This is a genomic window from Amycolatopsis sp. NPDC043887, assembly GCF_056435665.1.
The window spans coordinates 80,046-102,770 of record NZ_JBWKEB010000003.1; the positions used below are offsets into that span (position 1 = coordinate 80,046).

At 69.1% G+C, this 22,725-nt stretch carries 19 protein-coding genes and 1 riboswitch; of the genes, 11 read left to right on the plus strand and 8 right to left on the minus strand.

Features of this window, described 5'->3' with window-relative positions; all coding sequences use genetic code 11:
* Window positions 1-18: 18 nt before the first annotated feature.
* On the minus strand, window positions 19-1,326 hold the full coding sequence (locus AC069H_RS09880; protein ID WP_478231990.1) for a hypothetical protein: 1,308 nt from the start codon (window positions 1,324-1,326) through the stop codon (window positions 19-21).
* Between the two features lie 160 nt (window positions 1,327-1,486).
* Between AC069H_RS09880 and AC069H_RS09885 the strand changes: the two genes are divergently transcribed.
* A complete protein-coding gene (locus tag AC069H_RS09885) occupies window positions 1,487-2,470 on the plus strand; it encodes a LysR family transcriptional regulator (protein ID WP_478231991.1) in 984 nt (327 codons plus the stop codon).
* Window positions 2,471-2,602: 132 nt separating this feature from the next.
* Window positions 2,603-3,928, plus strand: coding sequence for an alpha-lytic protease prodomain-containing protein (locus AC069H_RS09890; protein ID WP_478231992.1), 1,326 nt, complete (start codon window positions 2,603-2,605; stop codon window positions 3,926-3,928).
* Between the two features lie 353 nt (window positions 3,929-4,281).
* Here the strand turns inward: AC069H_RS09890 and AC069H_RS09895 are convergent, their stop codons facing one another.
* Together AC069H_RS09895 and AC069H_RS09900 are read right to left on the minus strand one after the other, a co-directional pair.
* The gene (locus AC069H_RS09895; RefSeq protein ID WP_063277207.1) at window positions 4,282-4,596 is read right to left on the minus strand and encodes a DMT family transporter; all 315 of its coding nucleotides are present in this window, start codon (window positions 4,594-4,596) and stop codon (window positions 4,282-4,284) included.
* An 11-nt stretch (window positions 4,597-4,607) separates the two neighbouring features.
* Window positions 4,608-4,676: riboswitch (guanidine-III (ykkC-III) riboswitch) on the minus strand.
* Window positions 4,677-4,754: 78 nt separating this feature from the next.
* On the minus strand, window positions 4,755-5,966 hold the full coding sequence (locus AC069H_RS09900; protein ID WP_478231993.1) for an MFS transporter: 1,212 nt from the start codon (window positions 5,964-5,966) through the stop codon (window positions 4,755-4,757).
* A gap of 83 nt (window positions 5,967-6,049) precedes the next feature.
* Here AC069H_RS09900 and AC069H_RS09905 point away from each other — a divergent pair, with 83 nt between their 5' ends.
* Entirely contained in the window at window positions 6,050-6,952 is a 903-nt protein-coding gene (locus AC069H_RS09905) for a LysR family transcriptional regulator (RefSeq protein WP_478224740.1), read from the plus strand.
* Window positions 6,953-6,954: 2 nt separating this feature from the next.
* Here AC069H_RS09905 and AC069H_RS09910 read toward each other — a convergent pair whose 3' ends face one another.
* Entirely contained in the window at window positions 6,955-7,536 is a 582-nt protein-coding gene (locus AC069H_RS09910) for a TetR/AcrR family transcriptional regulator (protein WP_478224739.1), read from the minus strand.
* A gap of 59 nt (window positions 7,537-7,595) precedes the next feature.
* Between AC069H_RS09910 and AC069H_RS09915 the strand changes: the two genes are divergently transcribed.
* Window positions 7,596-8,141, plus strand: coding sequence for an SRPBCC family protein (locus tag AC069H_RS09915; protein WP_478231994.1), 546 nt, complete (start codon window positions 7,596-7,598; stop codon window positions 8,139-8,141).
* On the opposite strand, the gene mptB is transcribed toward AC069H_RS09915, so the two are convergent.
* Window positions 8,045-9,484: a polyprenol phosphomannose-dependent alpha 1,6 mannosyltransferase MptB gene (mptB, locus tag AC069H_RS09920; RefSeq protein ID WP_478231995.1), complete on the minus strand. Its 1,440-nt coding sequence runs from the start codon at window positions 9,482-9,484 to the stop codon at window positions 8,045-8,047. The genes AC069H_RS09915 and mptB overlap by 97 nt on opposite strands.
* Before the next feature lie 111 nt (window positions 9,485-9,595).
* Between mptB and AC069H_RS09925 the strand changes: the two genes are divergently transcribed.
* From AC069H_RS09925 to AC069H_RS09940, 4 genes are all read left to right on the plus strand, one after another.
* Window positions 9,596-10,231 (plus strand): DUF4230 domain-containing protein, encoded by a 636-nt coding sequence (locus AC069H_RS09925; RefSeq protein ID WP_478231996.1) that lies wholly within the window; start codon window positions 9,596-9,598, stop codon window positions 10,229-10,231.
* Window positions 10,232-10,290: 59 nt separating this feature from the next.
* Window positions 10,291-12,633, plus strand: a complete 2,343-nt coding sequence (locus AC069H_RS09930) for a molybdopterin oxidoreductase family protein (protein ID WP_478231997.1) — start codon at window positions 10,291-10,293, stop codon at window positions 12,631-12,633.
* A gap of 3 nt (window positions 12,634-12,636) precedes the next feature.
* Complete coding sequence (locus AC069H_RS09935) at window positions 12,637-13,095, plus strand: hypothetical protein (protein ID WP_478231998.1); 459 nt, start codon at window positions 12,637-12,639, stop codon at window positions 13,093-13,095.
* Between the two features lie 85 nt (window positions 13,096-13,180).
* Window positions 13,181-13,690, plus strand: coding sequence for an SRPBCC family protein (locus tag AC069H_RS09940; RefSeq protein WP_478224734.1), 510 nt, complete (start codon window positions 13,181-13,183; stop codon window positions 13,688-13,690).
* A gap of 441 nt (window positions 13,691-14,131) precedes the next feature.
* On the opposite strand, the gene AC069H_RS09945 is transcribed toward AC069H_RS09940, so the two are convergent.
* Both AC069H_RS09945 and AC069H_RS09950 read right to left on the minus strand, forming a co-directional pair.
* On the minus strand, window positions 14,132-15,388 hold the full coding sequence (locus AC069H_RS09945) for a cation:proton antiporter (RefSeq protein WP_478231999.1): 1,257 nt from the start codon (window positions 15,386-15,388) through the stop codon (window positions 14,132-14,134).
* A 44-nt stretch (window positions 15,389-15,432) separates the two neighbouring features.
* Window positions 15,433-16,635 (minus strand): sigma-54-dependent transcriptional regulator family protein, encoded by a 1,203-nt coding sequence (locus AC069H_RS09950; protein ID WP_478232000.1) that lies wholly within the window; start codon window positions 16,633-16,635, stop codon window positions 15,433-15,435.
* 158 nt (window positions 16,636-16,793) lie between these two features.
* On the opposite strand from AC069H_RS09950, the gene AC069H_RS09955 reads away from it, so the two are divergent.
* Window positions 16,794-18,611 (plus strand): NAD(P)-binding domain-containing protein, encoded by a 1,818-nt coding sequence (locus AC069H_RS09955; protein WP_478232001.1) that lies wholly within the window; start codon window positions 16,794-16,796, stop codon window positions 18,609-18,611.
* A 134-nt stretch (window positions 18,612-18,745) separates the two neighbouring features.
* On the opposite strand, the gene AC069H_RS09960 is transcribed toward AC069H_RS09955, so the two are convergent.
* Entirely contained in the window at window positions 18,746-19,699 is a 954-nt protein-coding gene (locus AC069H_RS09960; protein WP_478232002.1) for a helix-turn-helix transcriptional regulator, read from the minus strand.
* A gap of 91 nt (window positions 19,700-19,790) precedes the next feature.
* On the opposite strand from AC069H_RS09960, the gene AC069H_RS09965 reads away from it, so the two are divergent.
* Window positions 19,791-20,354, plus strand: a complete 564-nt coding sequence (locus tag AC069H_RS09965) for a DinB family protein (RefSeq protein WP_478224729.1) — start codon at window positions 19,791-19,793, stop codon at window positions 20,352-20,354.
* A 297-nt stretch (window positions 20,355-20,651) separates the two neighbouring features.
* Window positions 20,652-22,688 (plus strand): acyltransferase family protein, encoded by a 2,037-nt coding sequence (locus AC069H_RS09970; protein ID WP_478232003.1) that lies wholly within the window; start codon window positions 20,652-20,654, stop codon window positions 22,686-22,688.
* Window positions 22,689-22,725: the final 37 nt, after the last annotated feature.

The following is a 22,725-nucleotide window of genomic DNA, read 5'->3' on the forward strand; positions in this document are numbered from 1 at the left end:
CCCTCCTCTGGGCGCGGCTCAGCTGCCTGCCGTCTCCACGTCGCCCACGGTCAGGTCGTACGGTGCGGCGCTGTTCCACAACGCCTCCGCCTCGCCGAGGAAGGTCCGGTACGCCGCGCCGTCCGCGGGCTGCAGCACGAACTTCGGCTCACCCGCGGCCTGGTAGGTGTAGTACTCGGCGAACAGTGCCGAGCCGGTGACGATGACTCCCGTGGCGACGGGGTGCGCGACGAGCCGGACCGTGAGGTCGCCGCCGGTCGAGCGTTTCAGCTCGGCCAGCACCCGCAGCGTGTGGAGGACCCGCTCCCGCGCGCTTTCCGGAGACCGCACGGCGTAGTAGCGGGAGGCCGCGGTGCCGATCGCGGGTGAATGCGGGTCGATCAGCACGAACCGGATCTTGGCGCCGGCCCGCAACCGTTCTTCGAGTTTGCCGTAACTGTTGTTCACCAGGGTGTTGCGGGCCATCCCGGTGACCAGGAGCTCGCTCGTGCCGTCGATCGCCTCGGCGAGTGCGGGGCCGAAGTCCTCGCTGAACACCGGGCGGCGCGCCCGCGCGACCTGGTCCGCGGGGGACAGCGGCCAGGGCGTGCCGTCCCCCCACAGCCGTTCCGCCTCGTCGGCGAAGTGCCGGTACCAGGGCGCGTCCTTCGGTTCCACTGTGAACACCGGCGCGGCTTCACCGCTCGGCCGGTATTCGTAGTGCTGTACGCAGATCAGTCCCCGTTTGCCGGAGACGTCGAGACAGTTGAAACCTGCGGAGGACATCCGCGACGACACCCGGATCTCCAGCCTGCCGCCGGTCCTGCTCTTCAAGGAGGTCAGCTCGTCCAGGGTCGCCAGGATCCGCTGCCGCAGCCGCCCCTGCCCGAAGCTCTGGGAGATCCGGCGATCGGCGATGGCTACGAGCTCTTCGTCGGTCGGATCCAGCACCAGCACCCGGATTCGTCCGCCCGATTCGAGGATCGACCGGATGTCGCCGCGCATTCCCTGCACGGTCCTGGTCATCGAATGGCCGATGAGCAGGATGTCGAACGCCGCCGCACGCCGGGAGATGAGATCCGCGGGGAACTCCGGTTCGAAGAACGACGCCGGGCCGCCTCGGTTGGAGTTCCGGACCTGTTCGGTCAGCCTTCGCGAGCGGATCTGGGAGAAGGCGAGCAGTGCCAGCAGCGCCGTCACCACGGACGAAAGCGTTTTGACGTCCGAGATCCCGGTCGCGCCCAGGACGGTGAACGCCAGTGCGACGGTGCCCAGTACGTACAGATCCAGGTTGTCGTCGGTGATCACGCGCGCCAGCGATCGCCGGATCCGTCCACGCTCCGCCACTGAACCCCCTCGTCGTCGGTTCCGTGGTGACAGTATCGGCCGGAGCCCTGGCGTGTCCTGGATTCCTGACATCGATGGCATCGCCGAACCAAGCGATACGAAGCCATTTGGCTCATTCGTTTGTCTGGTCCAGTCCAGTTATGTCTACTAACGTAGAGGGATGGAGCTGGAACTGCGCCACCTGCGCATCATGTGCGCGATCGCCGAACTCGGGAGTATCACCAAGGCGGCGAACACGCTCGGAATGGCGCAGCCTGCACTGACAGCACAACTGAAGCGCATCGAACGGACCCTCGGCGGAAAGCTGTTCCTGCGCGACCACACGGGCACCCGGCCGACCGCGCTCGGCCTCCTCGTCCTCGACAGGGCGAAGATGGTGCTCCCCGCCGTGTCGTCGCTGCACGACGAGGCGGCGCGGCTCGCCCAGCACGCCGGCACCGGGGAGCCGGTGACCCTGCGGCTCGGCTCGGCGACGGGGCCGATGCTGGGGGCGCTCCTGCAGCGCCTCGGCACCACCCATCCCGACATCCATGTCGCCACGCATACATCGTGGTCGGCCAACAAACTCGCGGACATGACCGCCGAGGGCGCGCTGGACTTCGCCTTCGTCGGCGTCTGCGGTGACGCGGCCCCGCCGCCGGAGCCCGGTCTCCGCTGGCGGACGCTCGCGCATCATCCGGTGTTCGTGCTGATGTCGGCGCGGGACGAGCGCGCGCAGCGGCCCGAGGTGGAACTCGGCGCGCTCGCGGACGAACGGTGGTGCGCGACGCCGGGTGACGGATGCTTCGGCGACTGTTTCGCCTCCGCGTGCGCGAGATCGGGGTTCACGCCGCGTTCGTTGTACGAAACCGATGTGCTGACCTGCATCGAGATGGTCGAATCGGGGCACGCGGTTGTGCTGTGTCAGCCGCTGTTCCACGAGATCCCGGGCATCGTCGCGGTCCCGATCGCGGGGAATCCGCTGAGCTGGCGGAATCTCGTCGGCTGGTCGGAGCGGGGGGAGATGGGTCCCTTCGCCGCGGAGATGATCGCCCTGTCCCGCGCGGTGTACGGCGAACTGATCGACCGGCGGCCGACCTACTCGAAGTACCTGGAGTTGAACCCGGGGTACGGCGTGGACTACACGGACGCCGGGATGCGCTGACCTGCGCGGAAGCGGTTGAAAGGTCCAGTCCACTGGGTGGATATGACCTAAATGGTATGTACCATTCGTAGCAGGTGCCTCGTACGGTCTGGACGAGATCTTCTTCCGGAACGCGGTGAGGAAACGCCTGAAATGAACCGAAAGATCGTAGCGGCCGCCGCGGCGGCCCTGACCGGCGCGGGCCTGGTCACGGCTATCGCGCTGACGCCGAGCGCCAGCGCCGGCCAGAACGGGCCTGCCGCCGACCAGGTCCAGTCGGAAATCGTCGCCGCCTTGGCGCGCGACCTGAAGATCAGCCCGGAGCAGGCAAGGACCCGCCTCGCCGGCGAGCAGAAGGCAGCCCGCGCCGACAGCGACCTCAAGTCCCGGCTCGGCACGTCCTACGCCGGATCCTGGCTGGACGCGGCCGGGACCACGCTGACCGTCGCGGTCACCGACGCGGCGCTGGAAGGTGTCGTCCGTGCGGCCGGCGCGACACCGAAGACGGTCGCGCGGAGTGCCGCACAGCTCGACGCGGCGAAGTCGTCGTTGGACGCCAAGGGAACCAGCGCTCCGAAGACCGTGCCCGGCTGGTACGTCGACGCCACCACGAACTCGATCGTGGTGCTGGCCAACGCCGGTGGCGAGTCGGCCGCGAAATCGTGGGCGACCGCGGCCGGCGTGGGTGCCGACGCGGTGCGGGTCGAGACCAGTACCGAAAGCCCGGTTCCGCTGATCGACGTCATCGGCGGCAACGCCTACACCTTCGGCTCGGGCCGGTGCTCGATCGGCTTCTCGGTCGAGGGTGGCTTCGTGACCGCGGGACACTGCGGCACCACGGGGACGCGGACCTCGAACCCGAGCGGGAGCGTCGCGGGCTCCAGCTTTCCCGGGAACGATTACGGGTGGGTCCGCGTGGACGCGGGCAACACCCCGCGTCCGCTGGTGAACCGCTACCCGGGCACCGTGCCGGTGGCGGGTTCGCAGGAGGCCGCGATCGGCGCGTCGGTCTGCCGTTCCGGTTCCACGACGGGCTGGCACTGCGGCACCATCCAGCAGAAGAACGCGTCGGTGAACTACCCGCAGGGCACCGTTTCCGGCCTCACCCGGACCAACGCCTGCGCCGAGCCGGGCGACTCCGGGGGTTCGTGGCTCGCCGGCGACCAGGCACAGGGCGTCACCTCCGGCGGCTCCGGCAACTGCAGCTCGGGCGGCACGTTCTACTTCCAGCCGATCTCGGAGATCCTGAGCGTCTACAACCTGCGCCTGGTGACCTCGGGTTCGAACCCGCCCTCCAGCACGACGCCGACCACCACGACGTCGAACAACCCGCCCGGCGGAACCTGGGCGGCGGGCACCACCTACGCCATCGGCGCGACGGTGACCTACGGCGGTGCCACGTATCGGGCCCTGCAGGGCCACACAGCACAGGCCGGTTGGGAGCCGCCGAACGTCCCAGCGCTTTGGGCGCGCGCCTGACCGCCTAGCCGTCCGGGCCACACGCAGGGGTGCGCCCGGACCGACCGCCCCCGACGTCGTCCGTGCGTCGGGGGCGGTCCCTCTTTGCGCTGAGGTGGTCGTGAGTAACGATTCGGGTTATTGAGGGGAAAGGCAACTGTGGCGTGTTGCGAAGCTACTTTCGCGCCGTCAGCTGAAGTGATCGACCCAGGTGGTGGTGAAGGCCTCCTTGCCTACCCTGAGGGTAGGGAAGGGGGCCTTCCCGAAAGTGGCTTTCGCGACACGATCGAAGGCGGCCATGAGCGGACCGCCCACCGCACCCGACACGTTTGCCTCACCCCTCAATAGAACCCGAATCGCCACTCACGACCGGGTCAGTGCAGGACTTTCAGGCCCACCACACAGGCCACGATCCCCACGATCAGCAGGATCCGGGCCACTGAAACGGTTTCCGCGCCCGACCACATGCCGTACGCGACGGTGAGCGAAGCCCCGATCCCGACCCAGACCGCGTAGGCGGTGCCGACGGGGAGATCCTTCATCGCGTACGCGAGACCCACCATGCTGGCGACCAGCGTCACGCCGAAGATCACCGACGGTACCGGCCGCGACAACCCTTCGGATTTGCCGAGGGCGGTGGCCCACACGGCTTCCAGCACACCCGAAACGATCAGGACAAGCCACGACATGACGCGCTCCCAGAGTGCCGTCTTGTCGCTGGCCGGGTACGGCACCCACTCGTCCGGGGACCTCGATCACGAGGTTCCGCGACCAGGATGGCACACCGCCGCGCGGAGCGCCCGCGGGTTTGACGAGGGTCACCACCCGGACGAGCCACTGTGGACGGTCAGGTCAGCACCTTGGGCGCCGACCAGGCGAGCAAACCCAGCTCCAGCACCGAGAATCCGATCAGCGCCCATGCACTCGGCAGCCAGACCAGCGCGATTCCGACGAGAAGGACGGGCAGGACCAGCCCGGCGTAGGCGGCCAGGAACAGGGCCGCGAGAACCTCGCCGCGCACCGGTGGCTCGGCGAGGGCGGCGACGGTGGCCACCGACGCGCGGAAGCCCAGCCCGACGCCGGCGCCCGCCACGAACCCGCCCGCGAGGAAGAGCCACAGCTGGGACGAGGTGACCGCGACCGGCAACGCCACCAGACCGGCCACCATCAGCCCGAGGCCGAGCCGTAGCTGGGTGTTCCTGGCCAGTCCGGCGAAGACCACCTGCGCGCCGGCGGCCGCGAGGAATACGGAGAACGACGCGAGACCAGCGAGCATCCGCGAACTCTCGTGCATGCCCTGCGCCAGCAACGTCGGCGTCAGTGCCATGAACAACCCGGTGATCGCGAAGGCTGCGAAGGCGCCGATCGCCGCGCCGAAGAAGGCAGGTCGCGCGCTCGACGGCAGTGAGACGCGCTGCGGCCGGTACGCAGGTCGCTCTTCGGCGCGCTCCACCGTCTCCGGCACCAGCGCGACGGCGATGGCGGCGGCGAGCAACAGAACCAGGAAGAACACGAACGGCGTGGTGAGCGGCTCGGCCGAATAGCTCGCGAACACGCCGCCGAACAACGGCCCGAGCGCCAGCCCGCCCATGTTGACCACGGTCGCGATCAGCCCAGCGCGGCCGTGGTCCTCGCGCGGGCGGGCGACAGCGCGCAGTTCGGACAGGTGCGCGGTGGCGGTCGCGGTCAGCGCGCCGATCCCCGCCCCGCCGATGAGCCTGGCCAGGATCAGGCCGGGAACGTCCGGCCACGCCAGGAAAAGCGTCGCGGAAAGCGCCTGGGTCAAGGTCGCGGCGAGGATCATCCGCCGCCGTCCCAGCCAGTCGCTGACATGGCCGGCGAGGTAGAGGCTGCCCATCACGCCGACCGCGTAGGCGGCGAAGACGATGGTGACGACGTAGGTCGGGAAGCCGTCACGTTGCTGGTAGAGCACGTAGAGCGGGGTGGGAACGGTGGAGAAGGCGAGTGAGGCGGCATAGGCGGCCGCGATGACCCAGAAACCGCGGCCGTGGTTGATCCGCCGGAGCGCGGGACGGGGGAGGGCGACGCTGTTCAGCATGCCTTCACTGTGAATCGCCGGATCATCCAAGTCCAACGAACAATACTGGTCACAGTTATCGGTGAATGCGATAATCCGCGACCGTGGAGACCCGTCAGCTCGAATGTTTCGTCGCCGTCGCCGAGGAACTCAGTTTCACGCGCGCGGCCCGGCGCCTGTACGCGGTGCAGTCCACCGTCTCAGCGACGATTCAGGCGCTCGAAAGCGAACTGGGCGTCAAACTGTTCGACCGTTCGACACGGCGGGTCGCGCTCTCTCCGGCGGGCAAGGTGTTCCTTCCCGAGGCCAAGGCCGCGCTGGAGGCGGTCGAAAGGGCACGCGAGGTGGTCGCCGACGCCTCCGCCGGCCTGCGCGGCAGCCTCCGTATCGGCACTTTGACCAGCGTCGGGGACCTCGACCTGCCCGATCTGCTCGGCGCGTTCCATCGGCGTTACCCGCTGGTCGACCTGCACGTTTCGGTGTCGATCACCGGGTCCACCGGGCTGGCCGAGGACCTGCGCCATGGCAGGCTCGACATCGCCCTGCTCGGCCTGCCCGAATCCGACCTCGCCGGGCTCGACACCAAAATGCTCGGCTCGGCGCCGTTCGTCGTCGTGCTTCCCGACGCTCACCCGTTGTGCGACCGGCGGTCGCTGACCTTGGCGGACCTCGCGGACGAGTCGTTCGTGGACAATCCGCGCGGCTTCGGCAACCGGGTCGCCCTGGATCGCGCGTTCGAGGCGCTCGGGACGCCGAGACGGGTCGTCGTCGAGGTCGCCGACCTGCGCGCCGTGCCCGCCTATGTGGCGGCGGGGCTCGGTGTCGCCGTCGTTCCCGATCTTCGCCTGCTGGCAGGGGTCCGGACGATCCCGCTCGACGAACCGGGGCTCGCCTGGCCGCTGACCATCGCCACCAGGGGAGAGCGGCCGCCCGGCCGGGTCGCCCGGCTGTTGCTCGACCTGATCGACGAAGAGGAGTTCTCCCTCGTGCTCCCGGCCCGGCCCTGAGTTCAGCCCGTCAGCAACGTGCGGGTCGTCCTGGCGACCAGGTCGACGGTGCGCGGCGGTGGCGCCTCGCCGCGGTCGAGGTGCCGCCTCACCGCCGCGTAGGGAAGGTCGACGAGGGCCAGCATCAGTTCGTCGGTGCTCCGGCCGGTCAACGGGCGCAGCCGCCGCAGGACCCTGGTGATCGCCGCATCGAGGCGGCGGTTGGCGTCGTCGACGCGAGCGCGATCTTCGGCGCTCCAGTCGTCGACGCCGAGCGCTCTGTCGCCACCGTAGAGCAGCTTCCCCTCGGCGGGATGGGCTCGGCACCAGTGGACGACCTGTGCGGCCGCCTCGATGGCGGCTTCGGTGACCGGTTCCCGTTCGAGTGCTTCGAGGTAGCCCTGCTGGAAGCGGCTCACCGTGCGGAGCCAGACGGCGGCGAGCAGCGCCGGTCGTCCGGGGAAGCGGTGGTAGATCGACCCGCTCGGCGCGCCGACCTCGCGGGCGACGGCCGACATGGTCACCCCGGCGACCCCTTCGGTGGCGAAGATCCGCACGGCGGCGTCGAGGAAGTCGTCGGCGGTGTGCCGCGGTGGCCGTCCCATTTTCAGAGACTATCCTCTACTATGGTTTTAGGGGAAGGTCTCTAGAACTGGGAGGCGCGATGCGCGTGTGGAACAGGCATCACCGGATCGTCGACGTGGCACAGGAGCGTGCCGGCGCGCTGATCGACACTCTGTCCACGGACGGAGACAGGCTCTGGCCCGTCGACACGTGGCCGCCGTTGCGGTTCGACCGGCCACTCGGGGTGGGGGCCGACGGCGGGCACGGACCGGTGCGGTACCACGTGGAGTCCTACGATCCCGGAAGGTCCGTGCGGTTCAGGTTCAGCGCGCCCCGCGGCTTCGACGGGTTCCACGAATTCACCCTGCGTGCGACGGAAACGGGGGAGACCGAACTCGCGCACCTCATGGTGCTGCGGCTTCGGCACCCGGCTTGGTTCACCTATCCGCTGCTGTGGCGGCCGATGCACGACGCGCTGCTGGAAGACTGTCTCGACCGTGCCGAACGTGAACTCACCGGCACGGTCGCGAAGCCCGCGCGATGGAGCCTTTACGTCCGGCTCTTGCGGAGCCTGATCTCCGGCAAGAGGTCCTTTCGCTTGAGTGCGACCAAAGTGCCGCCGACGAGCACGACGGCGATCAAGTAACCGAGGGCCAAGGACACGGCGCCGCCGTTCGCGGGTGGGAGCAGAACACCGAACACCGCGCTGACGACGGCGAGGAGCCGGCGGCCGCGGTCGGTCGTCAGGCTCACGGCCAGCAGGGCGACCGTCCACAAGAGATACCAGGGCTGGACGACCGGCCCGAGGACCAGCATCGCGGCGAAGGTCAGCCCCGCGGCGTAGAGCGGGTGCAGCTTCTCACGGTAGGTGAGCCACAACAGCCTGGCGCCCACGGCGAGCCCGAGGATCGCGCCGATCAGGGAGAACACCTTGATCGCGCCGTCGGTCAGGTCGGCCCCGAAGATCTTGCCCAGCCCGCCGACGAGGAAGCCGAGTTCGTTGGTGGGGGCCATCCAGCTGTGGACCTGGCCGGAAACCCCGGACAGCACGCGCACCCAGCCGAAGCCGAGCCCGCTGCCGAGTGAGATCGCCACCGTGACGGCGGCGAATCCGGCGGGCAGCCCGAGCGCCACCGCCGCCCGGCCGGCGGGAGTGGCCCGGCGGAACAGATCGACGCCGACGAACAGCAAGCCGGCGACGGCCACGATCTTGATGTTCGCGGCGGCGCTCACCGCGATCACCCCGGCCGCGATCAGTGCGGGCCGGGCCACGCCGGTCTTCGCCGCGCCCATGAGGACGAGTTCCAGCCCGGCGACCATCAGGCCGACCATGAGCCCGTCGTTGTGGACACCCGCCACGACGTGCCACAGCACGAGCGGGTTGAGCAGCGCCAGCCACAGCGCGATCGACGGCGAGACCCCGACACGGCGGGCGAGCCGGGGGAGCGCCCACGCCATCAGCACGATTCCGATCAGCCCGAGCAGCCGGTGCAGCAGCACCGTCGGCACGAAGGCGTCCCCGGCGACGTGGGCGATCGTGCGGGCCAGCGCGACGAACGCGGGACCGTAGGGTGCGGGCGTGTCCCGCCAGTAGTGGCTGACCGCCATCGTCACCGGCGAATCGGCGCCGAGCGCCTCGGCGGGCCCCACGAGATAGGTGTCGAATCCCTTGGCCGCGATCAGGCCCTGTGCCAGATAGCTGTTGATGTCGCCGCTGAACAGCGGGCGCGCGACCAGCAGCGGCGCGCACCACGACACCGCGATCCAGTACAGCCGCCGCTCGGGCAGCCCTGCGGCGAGCCGTCCGATACCGAGCCAGGAGAGTACGAGGGTGGCCATCCCGGCGACGCCCAGCGCCACCACCAGCACCGAGGGGAGGCCGATCCCGGACGTGACCAGCACCAGCACGGCGATTCCGAGGAAACCCGCCCAGTGCAACGCCGAGATGTTCAGCCCGGTCTTCTCCGGCGCGGGCAAGACGTTCTGCATGCGGCCAAACTACTCCAAGTGCGGAATCCGGTTCCGCCGATCGCACGGTAAACCGGCATGGACGCTTCGGGGCCGCGTCCGCCGGGTACTCCACGCCGTGGAGAGGCGGTGGTGAGCGTGAAGAAGCGCTGGGTGCGTCTCGGGGCGTTCGCGCTGGTCGGGTTCCTGATCGTCGCGGCGGCACTGCGGATCACCGGGCTGCTGCCGAAGCTCGATCCGTTCGGGACGTCCACTGTGGACCGTTCGCAACCCGCGGTGCTCCAGGCGGTCCGGGATCTGAGCCGGTATCACGCGGCGGCCGGTGACTACCAGGTCGTCGTCGACATCGAGAAGGACGTCGAGTGGGTGCCCGCGAGCATCGCCGGGGAACGCACCCTGTTCGTCGCGGCGGGCTCTGTCGACGCGTACGTCGATTTCGGCCCGCTGGTGGAGAATTCGCTGACCGTGTCCGAGGACCGGCGGTCGGTCGAGGTGCGGCTGCCCGAGCCGAAGCTCGCGAAACCCACCTTGGACCACGAACGCAGCTACGTCTTCGGTCAGGAGCGCGGCTTGATCGACCGGCTCGGCGCGCTGGTTTCCGCGCAGGACCAGCGGCCGTTCTACCTCGCCGCGGAGAAACGCATCGGTGAGGCCGCGCGACACTCCGGCCTGCTCGAACGCGCCAAGGCCAACACGAAGGTGATGCTCACGCGGCTACTGCGGGCGCTGGGCTTCCAGGTCACCTTCGCGGCGGAACCGGCCACCTGACCCCGTTCGCCCGCTTTGTCCGGTGTTTCGGCTGGTGAGCGAGGTGGTACGGCTTCCACATGAACGCAAACCCGGTGCCGGAGCGGATCGCGGAAGTCTGGGGAGAACGGACGCCCTACCGGCGTGGGGACACTTGGCCCCGCAGAACGGACTCGCATCTGGAAGCAGGTGTCGGGGAATCCGATGTGGACCGATGGGTCCAGTCGGCCTGCGTGTTGTGCAGCAACGGATGCGCGTGCGACATCGCGGTGAAGGACGGCCGGATGGTCGGTGTCCGCGGCCGCGAGACCGACCTCGTCAACCACGGCAGGATGGGTCCCAAGGGCCTCTACGGATCGTGGCAGTGGAACGGCAAGGACCGGCTGACCCGGCCGTTGATCCGTCGCGACGGTGAACTGGTGGAAGCCGGTTGGGATACCGCGATGGACCTGATCGTGCGGCGCTCCACGGAACTGCTGGACGAGGCCGGGCCGTTGTCGCACGGGTTCTACACCAGCGGCCAGCTGTTCCTGGAGGAGTACTACACGCTCGGCGTCATCGGCAAAGCCGGCCTCGGCACACCGCATATGGACGGCAACACCCGGCTGTGCACGGCGACCTCCGCCGCCGCGATGAAGGAGAGTTTCGGTTCCGACGGCCAGCCCGGGACGTACGCCGACATCGACCACTGCGACGCGCTCTTCCTGTTCGGCCACAACATGGCCGAGACGCAGACGGTGTTGTGGAGCCGTGTCCTCGACCGGCTCGCCGGGCCGGAGCCGCCCGTGGTCGTCGTGGTCGATCCGAGGCGGACGAAGGTCGCCGAGGCGGCGGTGGAATCCGGTGGTCTCCACCTCGCCCCGCTGCCCGGCACCAACCAGGCACTGATGAACGGCCTGGTCCGCGAGCTGATCGTGAACGAACGGGTCGACGAGGACTACGTTTCCGCGCACACCCTCGGTTTCCCCGAACTCGAAAAGACCGTCGAGCCGTACACCCCCGGTCACGTCGGCGAGATCTGCGGGATCGACCCGGACGCGCTGGTGCGGGCCGCGAAGATCTTCGGCACGGCCGAGCGGGTGCTGTCGACCGTGCTGCAGGGCTTCTATCAGTCGCATCAGGCGACGGCGGCGGCCTGCCAGGTCAACAACCTGCATCTGCTGCGGGGGATGATCGGCAGGCCGGGCGGCGGCGTGCTGCAGATGAACGGCCAGCCCACCGCGCAGAACACGCGCGAATGCGGCGCCGACGGCGACCTTCCCGGGTTCCGCAACTGGGAGAATCCCGGGCACGTCCGGCAGCTGGCCGAGCTGTGGAACGTCGATCCGATGACCATCTCGCACTGGTCGCCGCCGACGCACGCCATGCAGATCTGGCGGTACGCGGAGCAGGGTTCGATCCGGTTCCTCTGGATCTCGGCCACCAATCCGGCCGTCTCCATGCCGGAATTGCCGCGTATCCGGGAGATCCTCGGCAAGGAGGACCTGTTCGTCGTGGTGCAGGACGGTTTCCGGACCGAGACGGCCGAGTTCGCCGACGTCGTGCTCCCCGCCGCGCTCTGGGGCGAGAAACAGGGGACCTTCACCAACGCCAACCGGACGGTGCATCTTTCGGAGAAGGCGGTCGACCCGCCCGGGGAGGCCCGCGCCGATCTGGACATCTTCCTCGACTACGCGCGGCGGATGGACTTCCGCGATCGTGACGGCGACCCGCTGATCGGCTGGCGGACCCCCGAGGAGGCCTTCCGCGCCTGGCAGGAGTGCAGCCGGGGCCGGTTGTGCGACTACAGCGGGCTGTCGTACGGCAAACTCCGCGGCGGCAGCGGGATCCAATGGCCTTGCGACCAAGAGCACCCGGACGGGACCGAACGGCTCTACGCGGACGGCGTGTTCACCACGAAGACGGACGCGTGCGAGGACTACGGCCACGACCTGCTCACCGGCGGGACGGTATCGGCTCAGGAACACAAAGCCTCGCGCCCGGACGGGCGCGCTTTCCTCAAGGCCGCCGAATACACGCCTCCGCCGGAGGAACCCGGCCAGCGGTATCCGTTCGTCTGCACGACCGGGCGCACGGTGTACCACTTCCACACCCGCACCAAGACCGGACGCGCCCCGAAACTCCGGCGGGCCGCACCGGAGCCCTGGGCGGAACTCGCCGCGGCCGACGCCGCCGAACTCGGGGTCACGGACGGAGATCTCGTCCGGGTCGAGTCGGCGAGGGGCGGTGTCGAGGTGCCGGCGCGGATCGGCCGGGTCCGTCCCGGCGTCGTGTTCCTGCCGTTCCACTACGGCTATTGGGACACCGGCGGTGAAGATCGTCCGCGCGCCGCCAACGAGCTGACCATGACCGAATGGGATCCGGTGTCCAAACAGCCGTTGTTCAAGATCGGTGCCGTCCGCGTCCGCAAGGTGGAGGGCTGACTCATGCATCTCGCCACCTATCTGGGGCTTCTGCACAGCTCGCTGACCACGCTCGCCGACGCCTTCCGGCAGGTCGGCCGAGGCCACGGTGAGGAACCCGACGTCCGGCAGACGTGCCTGCTGCTCGCCGGGCGGATCGACCGGCAGACCGAGGCGCTCGCCCCGATCGTCGAGCGCTACGGCGAAGACCGCGAGCAGGAGCCCGAGCGGCTCCACGCCGCGGGCCTGGAAGGCACCCGCGGCGGCGGCGTCGGCCTGCTCCGGGACCTGCAAGACCTCTACGCCCTGTCTTCGTTCACCGACATCACCTGGACGGTGGTCGGTCAGGCGGCGCAGGGTCTCCGAGACCGGGAGCTGCTCGATCTGGTCGAGAATCACGAACAGGAGACCGCGCGGCAACTGACCTGGCTTCGTACGCGGATGAAGCAAAGCGCACCCCAGGCACTCATCGCCGCACACTGATTCCGCGTCCGTGCGGTGCTTACCCCGCCGGTCTTGACCGGACGGGCTCGTGCTGGTGGGCTGGCGAAGTCGACTGGGAGGCGCGATGGTGACGAAGCCGAGGGACAGCCTGACCTACAGCGAACCGATCGCGACCGGGGAGGTCACGATCGACACCGCCCCCGAGCAGGTGTACCGGCTCGTCAGCGATCCGGTCTCGATGTCGGAGTGCACCGAAGAGCTCCGCAAGGCACGCTGGATCCGCGGCGCGACCGAGGCGCGCGTCGGGAACTGGTTCGCCGGCAGCAACCGCAACGGATGGCGGCGCTGGGTGACCCACGCCGAGATCACCGAGGCCGAACCCGGCCGCCGGTTCGCCTACCGGGTGCGGACCCCGTTCTTCGTGCCGATTTCCCGGTGGGAGTACGAAATCGTCCCGGAAGGCGACGGCACCCGGCTCGCCGTGGCGAACTGGTTGCTCGTGCCGCCGTGGTTCGTCCCGTTCGCCATCCTCATCACCGGCGAGCCCGATCGGGCCGGGACCAACCGGGCCAACATCGCCGCCACGCTGGAGCGGGTGAAGGCCCGGCTCGAGGGCCGTGAGTGGCACCGCTAGCGGGTCGTGAGTGGCGATTCGGGTTCTATAGGGGGTAAGGCAAACGTGGCGTGCCGGAGTTGGCGGCAGGAGCGGGGCTCGCCGAAGGGACACCTTCCGGACTGTCCATAAGGGACTTTTTCCGCGGTGGCAGCGCCCGAGTTGAGTGATTTGTGCGGTTTGGAGAGGGGGTCGTGAGTGGCGATTCGGGTTAGAACCCTACCTGCCACTCACGACCCCCTCGCCAAAACGGGCATATGGCCTTGAATCAGACATTTCGTCGCTGGAAAGCGTCCCTTGTGGACACTGAAGAGCGCAGCTGCCTGCCGCCTCTCTGCCTTCACCAGGCGAAGGGGGTCCTGCACCGCAGAGGCCCGGGCACGCCACATTTGACTTGCCCCCTATAGAACCCGAATCGTCACTCACGACCACGGTGACCCAGTCGGTACCGGTGCGCCGGCCTCACCTGTTCTCGAAGTTCTGCATCCCCCGGTGCTCCAGTTTGCGCATCACCGGGCCGGACAGCAGCCCGTGCACGAGCACCGAAACCGCGATCGTCAGCGCAGTGACCCGCCACAGCGAGTCGGCCATCGGGAAATCGCCGTGCCCCAGCGCGTAGGCGAGGTAGTAGAGACTGCCGATCCCGCGGATACCGAAGAACGCGATCGCCACCGCGGCCGGGCGGGTGGTGGAGTCGCCGCCGAGCAGGGCGAGGCCGCCGAACAACGGGCGGACGATGCCCACGGCCGCGACCGCCACCAGGACTTCGACGAGTTTCAGCCCGTCCAGTAGCCCATCGCCCAGTGCGACGCCGAGACCGAGCAAGGCCAGCGCGACGAAGAGCCGTTCCAGCTGATCGCCGAATTCGTGCAGCACCTCGTGATACTCGTGCGAACGCTCGCTGGCGCGGATGGTCGCGGCCGCGGTGAACACCGCGACGAAGCCGATGCCGCCCAGCCATTCGCAGAGCGCGAAGGGGAGGAACGCGATGGCCAGCACTACCAGCCCGTCGGAGTATTCGCCCAGGCGCAGCCTGTCGTGCCGCACCCGGAACATCAGCCAGGACAACAGCCGGCCACAGGCGAAGCCGACCAGCACGGCGACCGCGAGCGGAATCACGACCTCGGTCAGCAGCCAGGGCACGGGGGACGTACTCGCCGTTCCGGCCAGCACGAGGGCCAGCAGCACGAACGGCATCGCCAGTCCGTCGTTCAGCCCGGCTTCCGAGGTCAGGGTGAACCTGATTTCGTTGTCCGAGCCCCGGCCGTCGTCGGTATGCGGGGCGGGGACCTGGACGTCGCTCGCCAGCACCGGGTCGGTCGGCGACAGCACGGCGCCCAGCAGCAGCGCGGCGGCGGGGGACAGGGCGAGCGCCCACCAGCCGAGCAGGGCGACCGCGCAGACCGACAGCGGAAGCGTGATCGCCAGCAGCCGCCAGGTCGAGTTCCACGACCGCCAGCCGAACGGCCGGTCGGATTTCAACCCCGCGCCGACCAGTGACACCAGCACGCCGAGCTCGGTGATCACTTCGACCGCGCCCACCTGCGACCGTGGGTCGAGCACCCCCTGGCCATAGGGGTGTCCGAACGGGAGCAGCCCGAAAACGAGCCCGCCGACCAGGAGGACCAACGGCATCGAAAGCGCGCGTTCGTGCAACAGGTTCGGCAGCACGGCGGCACACAGCGCCAGAACGCCTGCCCCGGCGAGCAAGATCTCCATTCGCGCGGAGTACCCGGCCTGCTCCTCCGGCAACCGGGCGGGGTTCAGCCGCCCACTTCAAGTCCTTCGTGGACTGTCAGGGTGACACCCGCGGCCAGCCGGTACGGCCGGGTGTCCACAATGGCGCCGAGCAGCCGTCGCAGCCGGGAGACCTCGGCGCGGACGGTGACGAGGTGTTCGGCGTCGCCGTAGAGCGCCCGGCTGAGCGCCTCGGCCGAAAGCCCGGACAGGCCCGCCGTGTTGAGGTGTACCAGGATCTCCGCGTGCCGGGGCGTCACCGTGCGGACCCAGCCGACGTCGCCCGACGCCATCCGCAGCATCGGCGCGTGGCCGAGTTCGAGGTCCAGCCGGACGCGGCGCGCGGTGTCGGCAGGGCGGACGAGCCAGCCTTCGGCCAGCCGTTCGGGCAGGCAGGCGCCGAGTCCCGGCACGGCGAGGATCTGTCCTTCCGCCGGCGCGGCGATCCGCGCGCCGGAGGCGACGCCGGCGGAGTGGGCCACCCAGCCGTCGTCGTCCACCAGCAGTACCGGGCCGCCGACGCCGGTCACCACCGGTTCGGCGGTCCGGCGCAACCGGTCGAGACCCTGCTGATGGTGCCGCCAGAGTTCGGATTCGACCAGGCGCCGCCCGGTCTCCACCAACGCGCCGATCGCCGGGTGCAGCGTCAGCGCGGGACCGCTGACGTCGATCACGCCGAGGAGTTCGCCGGTGCGCGGATCGTGCACCGGCGAGGCGGTGCAGTACCAGGGATGCTGGCCCTGTTCGAAGTGTTCACCGGCGAGCAGTTCCACGGGCGAGGCCTCGGCGAGCGCGGTGCCGATCGCGTTGGTGCCGACCCTGCTCTCGGTCCAGACGGCACCTTCGGTGAAGCCCAAGGTGTCGGCCCGGCGCCGTACGGCGGGCGATCCCATCCTCCAGAGGATGATCCCCTCGGCGTCTGTCACCACCAGAAGCATGTTCGCGGTGTCGGCCGTCGCGCCGACCACCTGTCCGAGGTCTTCCACCACCAGCCGCAGCGGGGAGGCGCGGCGACGGCGGCCGACCTCGTCGAGCGGCACCGAATCCCGGGTGTTCACCCCGTCGGCGGCGAGCCCGAGGCTCAGCATCCGTGACCACGACCGCGACACCAGCGGCCGCGGCCGGACCCGCGGACGGCCGCCGCCGATCACGGCTTCGTGCATGCGGATCAGGTCCCGGGCGTGCATCGGCAGGTCGACGCCGGGCGGGACCGAGCTGTACAAGCTCACCGGCCACCTCCGCACCATCGCGTCGATTGACCAGCATAGGACCGCCCGCCGAGGCGCGCCAAGGAGCCGGAGGTGCAACACGCTGCAACCTTTGCCGCCGTACTCGCCCGAGGCGTGTGATCGGGGTAACAGCCGAACGCCGAAGTTCAGGAGTGGCCATGACACAGACGGTGGACCGGATCGAGGCGACGGGCTCGCCGCAGGCTCGGGTGGACGCCTGGCTGAGCCGGTTCGAATCGGCCCTCGCCGCCCGCGACGTCGAAGCCGTCGCCGCGCTTTTCGCCATCGACAGTTACTGGCGTGACCTGGTCGCCTTCACCTGGACGATCAAGACGGTCGAAGGCCGTGACGAGGTGGCCGGAATGCTCGGCGCGTGCCTCGACCGGATCGACCCGTCCGGGTTTCGTACGACCGAGACGCCGACCGAAGCCGACGGCGTGACCGAAGCGTGGTTCGAATTCGAAACCGCGACCGGACGCGGGAAGGGGCACTTGAGGCTGAAGGACGAGGGCGCCTGGACGCTGCTGACGAGTCTGCGCGAGCTCAAAGGTTTCGAGGAACGTCGCAACGAGCAGCGGCCGAAGGGTGTCGAGCACGGCGTCGTACGCGGCCGGAAGTCCTGGGCCGAGAAGCGCCAGGAGGAACAGACCCGGCTCGGCTACGAGCAGCAGCCGTACGTCGTCGTCATCGGCGGCGGCCAGGGCGGGATCGCGCTCGGCGCCAGGCTGCGGCAGCTCGACGTGCCAACGCTGGTCCTGGAGCGCAACGAGCGGCCGGGCGATTCATGGCGCAAGCGGTACAAGAACCTCTGCCTGCACGACCCGGTCTGGTACGACCACCTGCCGTACCTGCCGTTCCCGGACAACTGGCCGGTGTTCGCGCCCAAGGACAAGATCGCCGACTGGCTCGAGATGTACACGCGGCTCATGGAAGTGCCGTACTGGACCGGCACCGAGGTCACCTCGGCGTCCTGGGACGAGGAACAGCGGCAGTGGCTCGTGACCGTGGTCCGCGAGGGCGAGGAACGGGTGCTCACGCCACGGCACGTCGTGTTCGCGACCGGAATGTCGGGCAAGCCGAATCTCCCGTCGTTCCCCGGGATGGACGTGTTCGAGGGCGATCAGCATCATTCGTCCCAGCACCCCGGCCCGGATTCCTACGCGGGCAAGCAGGCCGTCGTGGTCGGCTCCAACAACTCCGCGCACGACATCTGCGCGGCACTGTGGGAACACGGCGCGGACGTCACCATGGTGCAGCGGTCCTCCACGCATGTGGTGAAGTCGGATTCGTTGATGGAGCTGGGACTCGGCGACCTGTACTCGGAACGCGCGGTGCGGTCGGGGATCACCACCGACAAGGCGGACATGATCTTCGCGTCGATCCCGTACCGGATCATGCCGCAGTTCCAGATCCCGGTGTACGACGCGATCCGCGAGCGGGACAAGGACTTCTACGCGCGGCTGGAAGCGGCCGGGTTCCAGCACGACTGGGGCGACGACGGATCCGGCCTGTTCCTGAAGTACCTGCGCCGCGGCTCCGGCTACTACATCGACGTCGGCGCGTCGGAACTGGTCGCCGACGGGAAGATCAAACTGGCCCACGGACAGGTCGACCATCTGACCCGTGACGCGGTGGTGCTGGCCGACGGCACGGAACTGAAGGCGGACCTCGTCGTCTACGCCACCGGCTACGGCTCGATGAACGGCTGGGTCGCCGACCTGGTCGGGCAGGAGACCGCGGACCTCGTCGGCAAGTGCTGGGGCCTGGGCTCCGGGACCACGAAGGACCCCGGGCCGTGGGAGGGGGAGCAGCGCAACATGTGGAAGCCCACGCAGAAGGAAGGCCTGTGGTTCCACGGCGGGAATCTGCATCAGTCGCGCCATTACTCGCTTTACCTCGCGCTGCAACTGAAAGCGCGTTACGAGGGCATCCCGACACCGGTGTACGGCCTCCAGGAGGTGCACCACAAGGCGTGAGGAGCATCGAAGCTTCGGTAACCGGGATGCCGGGCGGTCCCGGTACCGGAGGGCACCGCCTCCGGATCCCGGGCGGTAGGCGACGTCGGGCACCGTCCCCAGACCCTGGGCGGTTCCCGGCGTCGTATCCGTGTTCAGCCGATCCGGGCCGCCTTCGCGTAGCGGCGGGCCAGAACGGCGAAGGCGTCCTGGAGTTCGGGAGGCCCGACGACCTCGATGTCGGCGTCGAAGCGGCCGATACTCGCCGCGAGCCCGGCCCACGACCACGACCCCAGCAGCAGACGGCACCGATCCGGCCCGAGTTCTTCGACGACACCGTCGCGGACGTAGTGGGACACGGTGGCTGCGGGAAGATCGAGGACGACTTCGCCGCGGCACGGCCACTCGCCGGACTCGGACGCACCACGGAAGCGGCTCGCGACGAAGGTGGCGACATCGGGGACCGGGAGTTCACGTGGTGTGAACCGCGGACCGGTCGGGGTGCGCGGGGAGATCCGGTCGGCCCGGAAGGTGCGCCAGTCCGCGCGATCCAGATCCCACGCGACGAGATACCAGCGGCCATGCCAGGTGACGAGGTGATGCGGTTCCGCCCGGCGCGGCGCGTCCGCGTAGTCGAACCGCAGGACCTCGCGGGCGTGCACGGCCGCGCCGAGCGCGAGCAGGACGTCGCCGTCGACGCGGGGGCTCGACCGGCTCGCGGGCGATTCGACGGCCGTGACCCGCAGGGTGTCGATCCGGCGCCGCAGCCGGGAGGGCATCACCTGCCGGACGGTGTGCAGTGCCCGCATCGCCGCTTCCTCGATCCCCGCGCCGCTGATGGTGGCGATCTGGAGCGCGACGGCCAGCGCGACCGCCTGATCGTCGTCGAACAGGAGCGGCGGCAGTTCGGACCCGGCGTCGAGCCGGTACCCGCCGTCGGGGCCTTTGATGGTCGCGATGGGGTAGCCGAGCTCGCGCAACCTGTCGACGTCGCGCCGTACGGTGCGCGGGCTGATGTCCAGCCGCTCGGCCAGTAGCGCTCCCGGCCAGTCACGGCGGGCCTGCAGCAACGACAGCATCGAGAGCAGGCGCGCGGAGGTTTTCGGCATGTTTCCATGATGCCCCGAGAAGCGGCCACAACCTGTCCTCTACCCCTGAGAGAGTCGTCATGTGCCAGAAAACGACAACTCGGAGGGCCCGATGACCGCCACCATCCTCGACGCCGAGCGCGCCGACCTGCTCGAAGCCCTCGACACCGTTCGCGCCGCCCTGACCGCCACCGTCCAGGGGCTCACGGACGAGCAGCTCGACGCGCATCCGACGATCAGCGAACTGAGCCTCGGCGGCCTGATCAAACACGTCGCTTCGATCGAGGAGATGTGGCTGCGCTTCGCGGTCGACGGCCCGTCCGCGATGACCTACGACCTGCCGGAAGGCGTCACCTGGGCCGACCTCGGCGCCGGTACCGCCCGCGAGTTCCCGCAGTGGGCGATCGACCACCGGAACAACTTCAGGATGCTGCCCGGCGACACGCTCGCGGGAATCCTCGCGCGCTACGAGCAGGTGGCCGCGCGGACGAGGGAGATCGTCTCGTCGATCCCGGATCTTTCCGCGACCCACCCGCTGCCGGAGGCGCCCTGGAACCCGCCGGGCGCGGTGCGCAGCGTGCGCCGCGTGCTGACGCACGTCATCGCCGAGACCGCGCAACACGCCGGCCACGCCGACATCCTGCGGGAGAGCATCGACGGCCAGAAGTCGACCTGACTCTCGTGGCCGGGTTTTCTTGAGGGGATAAGGCAAAGGTGAGCATGGGCCTCACCAAAGCCACGGCGGCGTAGTGAAGGCCTCCTTTCCTACCTTCAGAGTAGGGAAGGAGGCCTTCGCTACCGTCTGGGCTGGCCACTTTCGCAACCCCGTCTCCTTGCCCAACCCCTCGAGATGACCGGCCTTCATGTACTTGTGGCGAGCAACCTCGCCACTCACGAGGGGGCATAGCTCGCTCACAGCTTCCTGCCGTAGGGTCCCCGCCCGTCGGTGGCCGGTGATCTTGGTGGTGGTTGTGTGCGGGAGACGGAGCGGCGGTTCCGCCCGGAAATCCAGGGGCTGCGGGCACTCGCGTGTGTTCTGGTGGTCGTCTATCACGTGTGGCTCGGCCGGATCTCCGGTGGCGTCGACGCGTTCTTCCTGATCTCCGGGTTCCTTGTCACCGGCCAGCTCTACCGGGCGGCGGTGCGCGGGAGGATCGAGTACCGGCCGATGTGGGGCCGGATGATCAAGCGGTTGTTCCCGGCCGCGCTCACCGTGCTGCTGCTGGTCGTCGCGGTGAGCCTGGTGCTGCTGCCGCAGAATCGCTGGTTCCAGACGATCAAGGAGGTCGTCGCTTCCGCGCTGTACCTGGAGAACTGGCAGTTGGCGGCGGATTCCGCCGACTACTTCGCGCAGCACAACTCGGCCAGCGTGGTCCAGCATTTCTGGTCGTTGTCGATCCAGGGGCAGTTCTACGTGGTTTGGCCGTTGCTGGTCGGCCTGGTGTTGCTGGTCGCCAGGCGGACACGCCGCAACGTCCGGTCGATGCTTCTCGGTGTGCTCGGCGCGGTGTTCGTGGCGTCGCTGGCGTATTCGGTGTGGTCGACGGCGGTCGACCAGCCGCTGGCGTACTTCGATTCGCTGACGCGGGTCTGGGAATTCGCGCTCGGCGGGCTGCTCGCGCTGGTGCTCGACCGGGTTTCGGTGCCCCGGCCGGCGCGGGTCGTGTTCGGCTGGGCCGGGGTCGCGGGTCTCGTTTCCTGCGGCCTGGTGCTTCAGGTCGGCACGGTCTTCCCCGGGTATCTCGCGCTCTGGCCGACGCTTTCCGCGGCGCTGGTGATCCTCGCGGGCGACACCGCGTTCAAAGCCGGCGCCGATCGTTTCCTCAGCAGCCGCCCGTTGACGTACCTGGGCGATCTGAGCTACGCGCTCTATCTCTGGCATTGGCCGGTCCTGGTGTTCTACCTCGTCGCCCGTGACCGTGAGGAGGTGGGCCTGCGCGGCGGCGCGGTGATCATCGCGCTCTCGTTCGCTCTCGCCGTGCTCACCCATCACCTGGTCGAAAAACCGGTCCGCGTGTCCGCGATCGGGACCGCGGACCGGTGGGGCGCCTACCGATTCGGCGCCGCGACGCTCGCGGCCGTGCTCGCCGCGGCAGGCGCGTGGCAGTGGGTGAGCGTGAGCCAGGCGGAGCGCTACTCGATCGCGGTCGACGACCCCGATCACCCCGGCGCGCTCGCGCACACCGAAGGATTCACCTACTGGGGCGCCGCCGACGCCGCGCTCGTCCCGTCGTTCGTCGCGGTGTCCGAAGACTGGGCCGGGATCGACCCCGCCCGCTGCGGCACTTCCCCGCGCAACGCCGACCTCGAGGTCTGCACCTCGCAGACCTCCGGGCATCCCACTCGCCGGATCGTGGTCACCGGCGACTCCCACGCCGGGCAGTTCCTCGGTGCCCTCCTCCCGATCGCCGAAAAGAAGAACTGGGAGGTCACGTCGATCCTCCGCGGCGGCTGCCCGTTCTCCACCGACTCCGACACCGTGCCGGGGGACCAGTCCTGCATCGACTGGAACGCCGCCGTGGTGGACGAGATCGTCACCACCCGCCCCGACGCGGTGATGACGATCGGCACCAGGGACGTGAAACCCGGCGTCGAGGAACGAGTGCCGTCCGGCTATGTCGCGCAGTGGCGCAAGGTCGACGACGCGGGCATCCCGGTGCTCGCGGTGCGGGACAACCCGCGCTTCGGCCAGTCGCCGTCGGCGTGTGTCGAAGTCCGCGGTGTCACGGCGCCTGAATGCGCGACTCCACGGTCAGAGCTCTACGCTGCCCAGCCGCCGTACGAAACAGTTCCGGATCTCCCGCCGAACGTGCGGTTCGTGGACTTCAGCGACTACTTCTGCACGGCCGAGGTCTGCCCGCCGGTGATCGGCAACGTGCTCGTCTACCTCGACGACAACCACGTCAGCGGAACCTACATGTCGACCATGTCGGCCATCGCGGAGAAGGCGATCACCGAGGCGCTCGGCTGGGCGGACGACCACGCGGAAGAACCGCCGCCGGGCGGGTGATCGAGACAACAAATCGCCGCTGGATTGCGTGATGCTG

Bases quoted from the DNA above. Each gene is read 5' to 3' on its own strand.
- AC069H_RS09900 (WP_478231993.1), bottom strand. From the start codon at position 5,966: ATGCTGAACAGCGTCGCCCTCCCCCGTCCCGCGCTCCGGCGGATCAAC.
- AC069H_RS09940 (WP_478224734.1), top strand. From the start codon at position 13,181: ATGGTGACGAAGCCGAGGGACAGCCTGACCTACAGCGAACCGATCGCG.
- AC069H_RS09945 (WP_478231999.1), bottom strand. From the start codon at position 15,388: ATGGAGATCTTGCTCGCCGGGGCAGGCGTTCTGGCGCTGTGTGCCGCC.
- AC069H_RS09965 (WP_478224729.1), top strand. From the start codon at position 19,791: ATGACCGCCACCATCCTCGACGCCGAGCGCGCCGACCTGCTCGAAGCC.
- mptB (WP_478231995.1), bottom strand. From the start codon at position 9,484: ATGCAGAACGTCTTGCCCGCGCCGGAGAAGACCGGGCTGAACATCTCG.
- AC069H_RS09910 (WP_478224739.1), bottom strand. From the start codon at position 7,536: ATGGGACGGCCACCGCGGCACACCGCCGACGACTTCCTCGACGCCGCC.
- AC069H_RS09930 (WP_478231997.1), top strand. From the start codon at position 10,291: ATGAACGCAAACCCGGTGCCGGAGCGGATCGCGGAAGTCTGGGGAGAA.
- AC069H_RS09955 (WP_478232001.1), top strand. From the start codon at position 16,794: ATGACACAGACGGTGGACCGGATCGAGGCGACGGGCTCGCCGCAGGCT.
- AC069H_RS09895 (WP_063277207.1), bottom strand. From the start codon at position 4,596: ATGTCGTGGCTTGTCCTGATCGTTTCGGGTGTGCTGGAAGCCGTGTGG.
- AC069H_RS09935 (WP_478231998.1), top strand. From the start codon at position 12,637: ATGCATCTCGCCACCTATCTGGGGCTTCTGCACAGCTCGCTGACCACG.
- AC069H_RS09890 (WP_478231992.1), top strand. From the start codon at position 2,603: ATGAACCGAAAGATCGTAGCGGCCGCCGCGGCGGCCCTGACCGGCGCG.
- AC069H_RS09960 (WP_478232002.1), bottom strand. From the start codon at position 19,699: ATGCCGAAAACCTCCGCGCGCCTGCTCTCGATGCTGTCGTTGCTGCAG.
- AC069H_RS09915 (WP_478231994.1), top strand. From the start codon at position 7,596: ATGCGCGTGTGGAACAGGCATCACCGGATCGTCGACGTGGCACAGGAG.
- AC069H_RS09885 (WP_478231991.1), top strand. From the start codon at position 1,487: ATGGAGCTGGAACTGCGCCACCTGCGCATCATGTGCGCGATCGCCGAA.